11 protein-coding genes are annotated in these 11,560 nt (G+C 65.5%); 9 read left to right on the plus strand and 2 right to left on the minus strand.

Annotated features, from left to right (window positions below; translation table 11 throughout):
- Window positions 1-3 precede the first annotated feature (3 nt).
- The 3 genes from GPL20_RS27740 (at window position 4) to GPL20_RS27755 (ending at window position 5,139) form a co-directional block, all read left to right on the plus strand.
- Entirely contained in the window at window positions 4-765 is a 762-nt protein-coding gene (locus tag GPL20_RS27740; protein ID WP_157333630.1) for a MotE family protein, read from the plus strand.
- Window positions 766-867: 102 nt separating this feature from the next.
- Window positions 868-4,470: a tetratricopeptide repeat protein gene (locus GPL20_RS27745; RefSeq protein WP_167533245.1), complete on the plus strand. Its 3,603-nt coding sequence runs from the start codon at window positions 868-870 to the stop codon at window positions 4,468-4,470.
- Between the two features lie 381 nt (window positions 4,471-4,851).
- On the plus strand, window positions 4,852-5,139 hold the full coding sequence (locus GPL20_RS27755; RefSeq protein ID WP_157333636.1) for a GIY-YIG nuclease family protein: 288 nt from the start codon (window positions 4,852-4,854) through the stop codon (window positions 5,137-5,139).
- Between the two features lie 626 nt (window positions 5,140-5,765).
- Here GPL20_RS27755 and fliP read toward each other — a convergent pair.
- Together fliP and GPL20_RS27770 are read right to left on the minus strand one after the other, a co-directional pair.
- Window positions 5,766-6,527 carry a flagellar type III secretion system pore protein FliP gene (gene fliP / locus GPL20_RS27765; protein ID WP_254126547.1) on the minus strand — a complete coding sequence of 254 codons (762 nt, stop codon included), beginning with the start codon at window positions 6,525-6,527 and terminating at the stop codon, window positions 5,766-5,768.
- On the minus strand, window positions 6,524-7,501 hold the full coding sequence (locus GPL20_RS27770; RefSeq protein ID WP_157333640.1) for a flagellar biosynthetic protein FliO: 978 nt from the start codon (window positions 7,499-7,501) through the stop codon (window positions 6,524-6,526). Before GPL20_RS27770 ends, fliP begins: the two co-directional genes overlap by 4 nt.
- Before the next feature lie 348 nt (window positions 7,502-7,849).
- Here GPL20_RS27770 and flgB point away from each other — a divergent pair, with 348 nt between their 5' ends.
- From flgB to flhB, 6 genes are all read left to right on the plus strand, one after another.
- Window positions 7,850-8,254, plus strand: coding sequence for a flagellar basal body rod protein FlgB (gene flgB / locus GPL20_RS27775; protein WP_157333642.1), 405 nt, complete (start codon window positions 7,850-7,852; stop codon window positions 8,252-8,254).
- A gap of 39 nt (window positions 8,255-8,293) precedes the next feature.
- Entirely contained in the window at window positions 8,294-8,719 is a 426-nt protein-coding gene (gene flgC, locus GPL20_RS27780) for a flagellar basal body rod protein FlgC (RefSeq protein WP_157333644.1), read from the plus strand.
- Between the two features lie 16 nt (window positions 8,720-8,735).
- The gene (gene fliE / locus GPL20_RS27785) at window positions 8,736-9,044 is read left to right on the plus strand and encodes a flagellar hook-basal body complex protein FliE (RefSeq protein ID WP_157333647.1); all 309 of its coding nucleotides are present in this window, start codon (window positions 8,736-8,738) and stop codon (window positions 9,042-9,044) included.
- 112 nt (window positions 9,045-9,156) lie between these two features.
- Window positions 9,157-9,420: a flagellar biosynthesis protein FliQ gene (gene fliQ, locus GPL20_RS27790; protein ID WP_011088555.1), complete on the plus strand. Its 264-nt coding sequence runs from the start codon at window positions 9,157-9,159 to the stop codon at window positions 9,418-9,420.
- A 180-nt stretch (window positions 9,421-9,600) separates the two neighbouring features.
- Window positions 9,601-10,371: a flagellar biosynthetic protein FliR gene (gene fliR / locus GPL20_RS27795; RefSeq protein WP_157333648.1), complete on the plus strand. Its 771-nt coding sequence runs from the start codon at window positions 9,601-9,603 to the stop codon at window positions 10,369-10,371.
- 11 nt (window positions 10,372-10,382) lie between these two features.
- Window positions 10,383-11,462: a flagellar biosynthesis protein FlhB gene (flhB, locus tag GPL20_RS27800; RefSeq protein ID WP_157333650.1), complete on the plus strand. Its 1,080-nt coding sequence runs from the start codon at window positions 10,383-10,385 to the stop codon at window positions 11,460-11,462.
- Window positions 11,463-11,560 lie beyond the last annotated feature (98 nt).

The raw sequence follows: 11,560 nt of genomic DNA on the forward strand, positions 1-11,560 counted from the left end.
AGTATGAAGTCCTTTCGTAACATCCGCGTCATTCCGGTCGTCCTGGTTGCCGTCGCAGGTCTTGCCACGCTGAAGGTCGTGGGCCTCGCGATCAATGGCGGCTATGTCTTCGACTACCAGCCGAACCAGATCCGGAAATCCTGGGCGCAGGAGAATCTGAACTTCCCGACCGGCCGCGAGGACCCCGATATCACCGGATCGACCCATGGCGCGCCGAAGGAAGCGCCCAAGCCGGCCGCTCCCGAGACCAAGCCCGAGGGCACCGTGGTCAAGGTGGAGGAAGCCCAGCCGCAGGTCTCGGCTTCGGAACGCGCGATCCTGGAACGCTTGCAGGCGCGGCGCCAGGAGATCGAGGCGCGGCAGCGCGAGATCGATATCCGCGAGAGCCTGCTCAAGTCGGCCGAGAAGCGCATCGAGAACAAGGTCGAGGAGATGAAGGCGGTGGAATCCCGCATCTCCACGACCCAGGCCGAGCAGAAGGCCGCCGAAGCCCAGCGCATGAAGGGGCTCGTGACCATGTATGAGAGCATGAAGCCCAAGGACGCCGCGCGGGTGTTCGACCGGCTCGAGATGGGCGTGCTGATCGAGATCGCGACGCAGATCGCGCCGCGGAAGATGTCCGACATCATGGGACTGATGTCGGCGGAGGCCGCCGAGCGGCTGACGGTCGAGATGGCCCGCCGGGCCAATGGCGGCGGCGACCAATCCGCTTCCGCCGGCGATCTGCCCAAGATCGACGGCAAGCCGACGCAAAAGCCGAATTGAGGGCTCATACTTAAGAAGTCCTTAATTGGCAAAACCTACATTCGAGGGCAGGGGCCGGCCTTAGTGCCGGCGTGCTCCGTCGAACCGGAAGAAATGCCGCCAATGGCGCGAGAGGCTGCCGCTGGATTTGTGTCGCGAGCCCGCGCTCAGGCGCTGGCGCTGGCGCGCCATGTCCGCGAGGGCGTCGTGCTGGCAGCCTTCCTGCTGGTCGGCCTCGGCGGGACCGCCAAGGCCGCGGACGCGATCCGGGGCGAGGCGACCTTCTCGGCCGGCGGCGGTTTTGCCCGTCTCGTGATCAGGCTCGGCGAGGATGTTCCCTCCGAGGTGACGACGGCCGGCTCCATCCTCATCATCCGCTTCGACCGGCCCGTCGACGTTCCCGTCGATCGCGTTCCGGAAGGCGCGCCCGACTACGTCAACTCCGCCCGGCGCGATCCCGACGGCAGCGCCATCCGCCTGTCGCTGGCGCGGCGCGTCACCGTCAACACCATGAATGCCGGCGAGCGCACCTTCATCGACCTGTTGCCGGAGGGCTGGAAGGGACCGCCGCCCAGCCTGCCGATGGACGTGGTCAAGGAGCTCGCCGAACGCGCGCGTGCGGCCGAGCGTGCCTTGCGCGCCCAGCGTGCCGCAGCCGAGAGCAAGAAGCGTCCGCAGATCCGCGTCCGTGCCTCGGTGCAGCCGACCTTCGTGCGTTTCGTGTTCGAGATGCCCGACGGCGTCGGCGTCTCCTCCGTGCTCAACGAACAGAAGCTCACGCTCGCCTTCAACGCCAATCTCAATTTCGACCTGGCGGATGCGGTCGTCGCCGCGCCGCCGAACGTCGCCTCGATCAAGCAGAAGTCCGACATCGACCAGACCAATGTCGAGATCGCGCTGATCGGCGATTCCGACGTGCATTCCTTCCGCGACGACAAGAATTACGTCGTCGACGTCGCCTTCCAGCCGGACAAGGGCAAGACGGCGGCAACGCCCGAGGCGGTAATCGCGCAGGTCAAGCCGGCCGGCCACGGGCCTGCACCGGCCGCGGAAAAGCCGGCGGCCGAGAAGCGGGAAGTCCATCGCGACATCACGCCCCCGACCTCGGAGACGATCGCGCGCGAGGCCAGGATCGATGTGAAGCCCGAGGTGAAGCCGGAGGTCAAGCCGGAAGCGCCTGCCGCGATGCCGCCCGCCGAAGTGCCGAAGGAGACTGCGAAGGAGCCCGTCAAGGAAGCCGCGAAGGCTGCGCCCGCCGAGGTGCCGGCCGCACCGCAGCCCGCGATTGCCAGCGTCGATGCGCGCCGCGACAGTGACGGCCTGCGCGTGACGTTCCCGTTTCAGGTTGCGACCCCGGCGGCGGCGTTCCGCCGCGGCGACACGGTCTGGCTGGTGTTCGACACGCCGAAGCCGATCGACGTCGAGCCGATCCGCGCCCGGGGCGGCGCGATGATCGGCGAGGTCGGCCGCATGCCGCTTGACAAGGGACAGGCGGTGCGCATCCGTCTCACCCGGCCGCTGGTCTACTCGCTGACGACCGAGGAGGTCGGCAAGGAGACCAACTGGCTACTGACGCTTGCCGACAAGATCCAGGCGACGCCGCTGCCGCTGATGATGTCGCGCAACATCACCGATCCCGCGCTCGCCAACATCGCGATCCCGTTCGCCAATCCGGGCGTGTTGCACAAGCTCACCGATCCCGATGCCGGCGACACGCTCTACGTCGTGACCGCGCAGCGGCCGGTGCGGGGCTTCATCAAGCGGCAGGATCTCGTCGATCTGTCGCTGCTGGAATCGGCGCACGGCATCGCGATCCGGCCGAACTCCGACGAGATCGGCGTCGAGGTCGGCTCCGATAAGGTCATCCTCGGCAAGAAGGGCGGGCTGACACTATCCCCGGTCGACATCTCGGCCGAGCGCGCCCCGACCGCGGTGCGTCCGGTCTTCAGCCCCGAAGGCTGGCGCAAGGGCCAGTCGGAAAACTTCATGGCGCGCCAGAGCGAGTTGATCGCCGCGATTGCCGCCGTCGAACCGGCGCAGCGTTCGCTGCCGCGGCTCGACCTCGCACAGCTCTACATGTCACGTGCCATGTATCACGAGGCCAAGGCGGTGACCGAATTGATGCTGGCCGATCCCCTCAACAAGGAGGAGAGCGGCGCGCTGATCATGCATGCGATCGCCAGCATCCTGATCGGCCGCCCGGCGCAGGGCCTGAAGGATCTTGCCAATCCCGTGATCGGCAACAGCCACGATTCCCAGCTCTGGAAGGCGCTCGCCTATGCGCGTCAGGGCAAATGGGCGGATGCGCGCGAGAAGTTCAAGAACGTCGAATTCGCCATCGCTTCGCTGCCGCTCGACATCCAGCGCATCGTGACGATGGACGCGATGCGCGCTTCGCTCGAGGTGAAGGACTATGCCGGCGCCTCCAAGCGCCGCGGCGAGATCGAGGTGGTCGGCGTGCCGCCGGAGGCGGGGCCCGGCTTTGCCGTGCTGCGCGGCCGGCTCGCCGAGGCGCTTGGCCATGACAAGGACGCGCTGGACGACTACAGGTTCGCGGCCGCCTCGAACGATCGCCAGGCCGCAGCCGAGGCCAAGCAGCTCGAGATCGCGTTGCGGCAGAAGCGCGACGAGATCGGCAAGGAAGAGGCGCTGCGCGAGCTCGAGACGCTGTCGATGACTTGGCGCGGCGACGCGATCGAGGTCAAGACGCTCCAGATGCTGGCGCAGATGTATGCCGTGAACGGGCGCTACCGGGACGCGCTCACGGCGGCGCGCACCGCGACGAAGCTTCAGCCGAACGCCGAGGCCTCGCGCCAGGCACAGGATCTCGCCGCCGATCTGTTCACGCAGATCTTCCTGGGGCCCAAGGGCGACGAGCTGCCGCCGGTCGAATCGCTCGGCATGTTCTACGAGTTCCGCGAGTTGACGCCGATCGGCCGCCGCGGCGACGAGCTGATCCGCCGCCTGGCCGATCGCCTCGCGTCGATCGACCTGCTCGACCAGGCCGCCGAGCTGCTGCAATACCAGGTCGATCACCGTCTCGAAGGCGCCGCCCGCGCGCAGGTCGCTGCGCGCCTCGCCATGATCTATCTCGCCAACCGCAAGCCCGACATGGCGATCACGGCGCTGCGCGCGAGCCGCATCAGCGATCTCTCCGGCGAGCTCAGGCAGCAGCGGCTGCTGCTGGAGGCACGGGCGCAGAGCGACGTCGGCCGACACGATCTCGCGCTCGACATCGTCTCCAATGTCTCGGGTCGTGAGGTGCTTCGCCTCCGCTCCGACATCTTCTGGGCGGCGCGGCGCTGGCGCGAGTCCGCCGAGCAGATCGAGCTCTATTACGGCGAGCGCTTCCGCGACTTCAAGCCGCTCAATGCCGTGGAGAAGAGCGACATCATCCGCGCCGCCGTCGGCTATGCGCTCGCCGACGATTCGATCGGCCTGTCGCGCTTCCGCGAGAAATACGCGCCTTTGATGAGCGAAAGCGCCGACCGCGTCGCCTTCGACATCGCCAGCAAGCCGGCCGCCGCTTCCAGCGCCGAATTCGCCGAGATCGCCAAGCTGGCCGCCAGCGTCGACACGCTCGACGGCTTCCTGCGCGAGATGAAGCAGCGTTTCCCCGACGCCACCGCCCGCGCACCCGCCGCGCCGCAGGCCAAGGACGAGACCGATCACACCGGCTCGCTGCCCACGATCCCGGTCGTGCGGCAGATCAAGATGACGCGCTAGGAACTTTGCCGCCGCGCGAAGTGCGGCTCATGGCGGCTCCACATTCTCGTCATTGCGAGCGAAGCGAAGCAATCCAGAATCCTTCCGCGGAGACAGTCTGGATTGCTTCGTCGCAAGGGCTCCTCGCAATGACGGGGAGAGAGCTCCGGCGCGTCACGCAACGTGTGTGGAGGAAGGTCGTCGCCACATCCTCGTCATTGCGAGCGCAGCGAAGCAATCCAGAATCCTTCCGCGGAGGCAGTCTGGATTGCTTCGTCGCAAGAGCTCCTCGCAATGACAACGTAGGGCGCATCTCGCATTTTATCGCAAGGATTGTCGTCGCTGCTCGCAATCGTTGCCGGGTTGTGCTATTGTCGAGGCTCTCCTCAGCCGGGTACGATCATGAAGCAGCCTTGCGTCTACATGTTCGCCAATCGTCGCAATGGGACGATCTACACCGGCGTCACGTCCAACCCGCCGCGCCGAGCGTTTGAGCATCGTGAGGGCCTGGTGAAGGGGTTTTCGTCGAAATACGGCTGCAAGCTGCTGGTCTGGTACGAGCTGCACGCCACCATGATCGACGCGATCACGCGCGAGAAGCAGATCAAGGGCGGCAGCCGGGCGGATAAGCTGGCGCTGATCGAGAGCGTCAATCCGGACTGGAAGGATCTGTATGACACGTTGATCTAGCGGCGAACAGTCCTGTGGCGGCAGTCTCTCGCCACATCCTCGTCATTGCGAGCGTAGCGAAGCAATCCAGTCTCCTTCCGCGGGGGCAATCTGGATTGTTTCGTCGCCAGAGCTCCTCGCAATGACGGGGGGAGAGCTCCGGCGTGTCACGCAGCGTGTGTGGGGGAGGTCGTCGCCACATCCTCGTCATTGCGAGCGCAGCGAAGCAATCCAGAATCTTTCCGCGGAGGCAGTCTGGATTGCTTCGTCGCAAGGGCTCCTCGCAATGACGGGGAGAGAGCTCCGGCGCGTCACGCAACGTGTGTGTGGTGAGGTCGTCGCCACATCCTCGTCATTGCGAGCGCAGCGAAGCAATCCAGAATCTTTCCGCGGAGGCAGTCTGGATTGCTTCGTCGCAAGGGCTCCTCGCAACGACGGGGAGAGAGCTTCGGCGTGTCACGCAACGTGTGCTGTACCGGTATGTGGTGAGGTCGCCGCCACATCCTCGTCATTGCGAGCGAAGCGATCCAGAATCCTTCCGCGGAGACAGTCTGGATTGCTTCGTCGCAAGGGCTCCTCGCAATGACGGGGAGAGGCCGGAGGTTATCGTGACGGCGGAGAGGATGCGGAATCGCCCTGACTCGGCTTCACCCCCCGTAACTCTGCACAAGGCTTCCCGCCACCAGCGACCAGCCGTCGACCAGCACGAAGAAGATCAGCTTGAACGGCAGCGAGATCGTTGCCGGTGGCAGCATCATCATGCCCATCGACATCAGCACGGAGGCGACGACGAGGTCGATGATCAGGAAGGGCAGGAACAGGAGGAAGCCGATCTCGAAGGCACGCTTCAGCTCGGAGATCATGAAGGCGGGAACGAGGATGCGCAGCGCCAGCTCGTCGGGGGTGGCGGGCGGCGGCTCGCCGGAGAGATCCAGGAACAGCTTGAGATCCTTCTCGCGCACGTTCTTCTGCATGAAGCCGCGCAAGGGAACGGAGGCGCGCTGGAGCGCGTCCTCGACACTGATCTGATTCGCGACCAGCGGGCGGATGCCTTCATCGTAGGATTTTTGCAGGACCGGTCCCATCACGAAGAAGGTGAGGAACATCGCGAGTGCAATGATCACCGAGTTCGGCGGCGCCGTCGCCGTGCCCATCGCGGTGCGCAGCAGCGACAATACCACCACGATGCGCGTGAACGACGTCATCATGATCAGGATCGACGGCGCGATCGACAGCACCGTGAGCAGCGCGATGAGCTGGATCGCGCGCTCGGTGACCCCGCCGCCGCCCTGGCCGCCGCCGCCGAGATTGATGCTGATGTCCTGCGCGTGCGCCGGCATCGCGAGCCAGGCCGCGCCAATCAGGACAGTAAGGAAAAGAACTCTACGCGGGAGGGTCGGCAGCCTCACGAAGACGGCTTCGGACGGCCGAGCAGCGAGGCCATCTCGTCTTCGAGATTCTCAAAGCTGGTCTTTTCCGCGGCGGGCTTCGCAGGCGGGGCCGGTGGCGCCGGCGGCTCGCTGCGTGCCGCCCGCGGGGGAGCGGCCGGTGGCTCCGGCGCAACCGGAGGCGCGACCGTTTCACCGGCCGGACGTCGCAGCGCAGCTTCGAGCCGCTGGGCCATTTCGGCGAGATTCTGCTCGGCGCTCGAGGGCGCAGCCGGCGCGGGGGCCGGCGGCGGAACGGGTGGCGCCTGCGGAACGGGCGGCGGAGGCGGCGGCGCGGCCGCGCGCTCGGCGCGCACCGGCGGCATCTTCGGCGGCTCGCTCTGGCGCGGTGGACGCGGCATCAGCGGAGGTTCGTTGCGGGCAATGCGCGGCGGCAGCGGCTCGGGACGCGGCTCGCGCTCGGGGCGCGGTGCGATCGGCTCGGGCGGAAATCCGGGCAGCGGCGGCTCGCTGCGGCGCTCGGCCAGAGCGGGGGCGGGCCGGCGCACCTCGTCGGCGAAGGACGGGCGCGCGGGCCGCGGCGGCGGCTCGGGCATCTGAGGCTCGGGATGATCAAGCAGTTCGGGCCGTGGAGCTTCGTCGGCCCAGCCGCTGGTATCAGGCATGGGAGCAAGACGCGGCGGTTCGGCGGCGTTCGGACGCTGCGGAAGCTGGTCGCGGCCCGACGCGGCGCGGACGATGTTGGGCTCGACCACGATGTCGGTGGGGCCGCCGATCATCAGGAGGTGCTCGACATTGTCGCGCCGGACCAGCACCAGGCGGCGCCGGCCATCAACCGCGGCGGCATCGATCACCGCGAGGCGGGGCATCCGGCCGCGCTGGGTGTTGGCGCCGATCCGGTTGCCGGCGAATCGGCGAACCAGCCACGCAGCGACGCCGATCAACGCCAGAACGACGATGAACGCGACGATGAAGGTGATAGGGCTGCCTTGCATACTTGTCCCCGACAAATGGCGCTTTTCTCGTGCCTATGGTCAGCTGCGCCAACCACCGGCGTACGATGCCCCAAACTGCGATTTCTTAACGTTTCACGGCAAGTTTTGCCGTCCCCAGCTCTTAATAACCTATGAATCGCTCGATCCAAAACGACTTCTTGGCGGCTGCATCCCTCGCCAAACAGTTGGGTTAATGCCGCTTTTGGGGGCGTAGAATCACGGGAGAGGCGGATTTGTGTCCCGTGGGGGAACATGTGCGGGTGAGGTCCTTAACCAGCTGTTAACCATACACGCGGCAAATTCTGCCTAGCTTCGGACCTGGTTCGAGAGGCGGAAGGAGCCGCAACGATGTCCATCAACGACCTTCCGGTACTGACGGCGCTTCGCACCAAGATGCAGTGGCACCAGGAGCGGCAACGGGTCCTGTCCGAGAACGTCTCCAACTCCGATACGCCCAAGTTCCGGCCGCGCGACCTGGTCGAGCCGAAGCTCGACAAGACCGGCGCCGTCACCGGCTCGATGGGGCCTCTGGCCCTCGCTCGCACCAGCGCCTCCCACATGACGCCGTCGGGGGCAGCCTCCGGATTCGACCAGAACAGGAATGTGGGCTTCGAAACCCGTCCCGCGGGCAACGCCGTCAATCTCGAAGAGGAGATGATGAAGGCCGCCAGCAACCAGATGGACTACGCGGCGGCGACCTCGCTCTATTCGAAGAGCCTGCGCCTGCTCAAGACCGCGATCGGCAAGGGCTAGGGCATGATCCGGGAACGAAGGAGCTAGAGGAGGCGCATCATGGCCAATGACAGCAGCGACTTTGCCCGCTCGATGGCGATCGCGACCTCCGGCCTGCGCGCGCAGGCCGGGCGCATGCGGGTGATCTCCGAGAACATCGCGAACGCGGATTCGACGGCGCAGACCGCCGGCGGCGATCCCTACCGGCGCAAGGTGCCGACCTTCTCCTCCGCGCTCGATCGCACCCTCGACGCGCAGGTCGTCACCCTCGGCAGGATCAAGCCCGACCAGTCGAACTTCCGCGTCAGATACGAGCCGAACAATCCGGCAGCGGATGCGACCGGCAACGTCAAATATCCCAACGTGAATTCGGTGGTCGAGATGACCGACATGCGCGACGCGCAGCGGTCGTACGAGGCCAATCTCAACATCATCAGTGCAACGCGCCGGATGATCCAGCGCACGCTCGACATCCTCAAGAGCTGAACAGGACGATTAAGCCATGGCATCTCCGACAATTGCCGCCAACGCTTATGCCAACCTTGCCCGCGTGCTGGAGAACAGCGGTGCCGGCAAGGGCAGCGAACCGAACGGGCAATCGTTCGCTTCGCTGCTGAAGGATGCCGTCGGCAGCGTCATGGAGTCCGGCCGCAAGTCGGATGCACAGACGGTGGCGATGGCCGCCGGCAAGGCCAACGTGATGGACGTCGTGACGGCGGTCGCAGACACCGACGTCGCGGTGTCCACGCTGGTCTCGGTCCGCGACCGCGTGATCTCCGCCTATGAAGATATCATGAAGATGCCGATCTGACGGGGACTGTCATTCCGGGGCGGTGCGCAGCACCGAACCCGGAATCTCGAGATTCCGGGTTCTCGCTTCGCGAGCCCCGGAATGACGAAAATTACTGGAAGTGAGAAATCAAATGACCGGACCCGAGACCCTCGACGTCGCGCGCGATGCGATCTGGACCATCGTGATCGTGTCGTCGCCCCTGATGGTGGTCGGCCTCGTGGTCGGCGTCATCGTGTCGCTGTTCCAGGCGCTGACCCAGATCCAGGAGCAGACGCTGATCTACGTGCCGAAGATCTTGGCCATCTTCGCCACGATGCTGCTCGCGCTGCCGTTCATGGCCGACTCGCTCCACGCCCACATGTTGCGGATCTCGTCGCGAATCATCGGCGGCTGAGGCACAATGCGTCGTGCGGTGGATTTGACATTCGCCACGTTGTTCTCGCGACCTGCGATGGCGAATGTCAAATCCAATAGCTGCGCGACTATTGATTTTTGCGAATGCCCCCTTGGCTCCAACATTCGCAAAAGTGCCTGCCGCAGCGGCGTGCGAATGTTGGAGCCGGGGCATTCGACCATGCGCATCGACGTCTCGCTGCTGCCGGCGCTCGCCGCTTCCTTCATGCTTGCCTTCGCCCGGGTCGGCGCGATGGTGATGCTGCTGCCGGGCCTGGGCGAGACCAACATCCCGACGCGGATCAAGCTGTCGATCGCTCTCCTCCTCACGCTGATCATCCTGCCGCTGCATCGCAATGCCTATCACGTCGACATGGGTTCGCTGGCGCCGCTCCTGGTGCTGATGCTGCATGAGATCGCGATCGGCATCGTGCTGGGTGCGACCGCCCGTGTGACGCTCTCGGCGCTCCAGGTCGCGGGTGCCGTGATCGCGCAGCAGATGGGACTCGGCTTCGTCACCTCGGTCGATCCGACGCAGGGGCAGCAGGGCGTGCTGGTCGGCAACTTCCTGACCATGCTGGGGGTGACGCTGCTGTTCGCCACCGACAGCCATCATCTGGTGATCGCTGCCCTGAACGACAGCTACACGATCTTCTCGCCGGGCGAGACCGTGTCGAGCGGCGACGTCGCTTCGCTGGCAACGCGCGCCTTCGCCGCCGCATTCCGCCTCGGCCTGCAGCTCTCGGGACCGTTCCTGGTGTTCGGCCTCGTCTTCAACATCGGGCTCGGGGTGCTGGCGCGGCTGATGCCGCAGATGCAGGTCTATTTCGTCGGCGTGCCGCTGTCGATCTTCGCGGGCTTCCTGGTGCTCGCCGTGGTGATCACGGCCATGATGGGCACCTTTCTGGACTATTTCATCGGTGTCATGCACCAGATGATGCCACTCAAGTGACTGGGTGATCGATGGCGGAAGACAACGATCCCGAGAGTCAAACAGAAGACCCGACGCAAAAACGTCTCGACGAGGCGCTCGAACGCGGCGACGTCGCCAAGAGCCAGGAGATCAACACCTGGTTCATGATCGCGGGCGCCACGCTCGTGGTCTCGACCTTCTCGGGCTCGGTCGGCAGCGGCCTGTTGACGCCGATGCGCAACCTGCTCGCCAACTCCTGGATGATCAAGACCGACGGCAGGGCTCTGCTCGCGCTGATGCAGCAGATCGAATTCGCGGTGCTCGCGGCGGTCGGCGTGCCCCTGCTGATGCTGGTGCTGGCGGCCATTGCCGGCAACATGCTCCAGCACCGGCTGGTCTGGTCGACCGAATCTCTCACGCCCAAATTCAGCAAGCTCTCCCCCGCCGCGGGCTTCAAGCGCATCTTCGGCAAGCAGGCGGCGGCGAACTTCCTGAAGGGCATCGGCAAGCTGGTCGTGCTCGGCGCGGTCATGACCATGATCCTGTGGCCCGAGCGGCACCGCATGGAGGCGATGGTCAGGCTCGATCCGGCCGCCATGCTCGGCGCCTCGACGAGCATGACCGTCCACCTGCTCGGGGCAGTGGTCGCCGCACTCGCGATCGTCGCCATCGCGGATTACTTCTTCCAGTACCGAAGCTGGTTCCAGCGGCAGAAGATGTCGCTCCAGGAGATCAAGGAAGAGTTCAAGCAGTCCGAAGGCGACCCGCACATCAAGGGCAAGATCAGGCAACTCCGGCAGCAGCGCGCCAAGAAGCGCATGATGGCGGCGGTTCCCAAGGCCTCGGTGATCATCACCAACCCGACCCACTATTCGGTGGCGCTGTCCTACGAGCGCGGCATGACCGCGCCGATTTGCGTCGCCAAGGGCGTCGACAATCTCGCTTTCAAGATCAGGGAGATCGCGCGCGAGCACGATATCCCCATCGTCGAGAACGTTCCGTTGGCCCGGGCGCTCTACGCCACCGTCGATATCGACCAGGAAATCCCGACCGAGCACTACCATGCGGTTGCCGAAGTCATCGGCTACGTCATGCGGCTGAAGCGCGGATTTGGCGCCGGGCGGGGATAAAATACCCGAAAAGTACCGGAAATGGCCGTAATCTGGGAATCAGCGTACCTTTCGCCCTTGCTGCCCTTGCGCCTGCGGGTCCGATTCAGGCAGGGAGG

The organism is Bradyrhizobium cajani, assembly GCF_009759665.1.
GTDB classification, from domain to species: Bacteria; Pseudomonadota; Alphaproteobacteria; order Rhizobiales; family Xanthobacteraceae; genus Bradyrhizobium; species Bradyrhizobium cajani.

What these genes read in the sequence shown, in the direction of transcription:
- GPL20_RS27740 (WP_157333630.1), top strand. Translation starts at nt 4, where the DNA reads ATGAAGTCCTTTCGTAACATCCGCGTCATTCCGGTCGTCCTGGTTGCC.
- GPL20_RS27745 (WP_167533245.1), top strand. Translation starts at nt 868, where the DNA reads ATGGCGCGAGAGGCTGCCGCTGGATTTGTGTCGCGAGCCCGCGCTCAG.
- GPL20_RS27755 (WP_157333636.1), top strand. Translation starts at nt 4,852, where the DNA reads ATGAAGCAGCCTTGCGTCTACATGTTCGCCAATCGTCGCAATGGGACG.
- GPL20_RS27770 (WP_157333640.1), bottom strand. Translation starts at nt 7,501, where the DNA reads ATGCAAGGCAGCCCTATCACCTTCATCGTCGCGTTCATCGTCGTTCTG.
- flgB (WP_157333642.1), top strand. Translation starts at nt 7,850, where the DNA reads ATGTCCATCAACGACCTTCCGGTACTGACGGCGCTTCGCACCAAGATG.
- flgC (WP_157333644.1), top strand. Translation starts at nt 8,294, where the DNA reads ATGGCCAATGACAGCAGCGACTTTGCCCGCTCGATGGCGATCGCGACC.
- fliE (WP_157333647.1), top strand. Translation starts at nt 8,736, where the DNA reads ATGGCATCTCCGACAATTGCCGCCAACGCTTATGCCAACCTTGCCCGC.
- fliQ (WP_011088555.1), top strand. Translation starts at nt 9,157, where the DNA reads ATGACCGGACCCGAGACCCTCGACGTCGCGCGCGATGCGATCTGGACC.
- fliR (WP_157333648.1), top strand. Translation starts at nt 9,601, where the DNA reads ATGCGCATCGACGTCTCGCTGCTGCCGGCGCTCGCCGCTTCCTTCATG.
- flhB (WP_157333650.1), top strand. Translation starts at nt 10,383, where the DNA reads ATGGCGGAAGACAACGATCCCGAGAGTCAAACAGAAGACCCGACGCAA.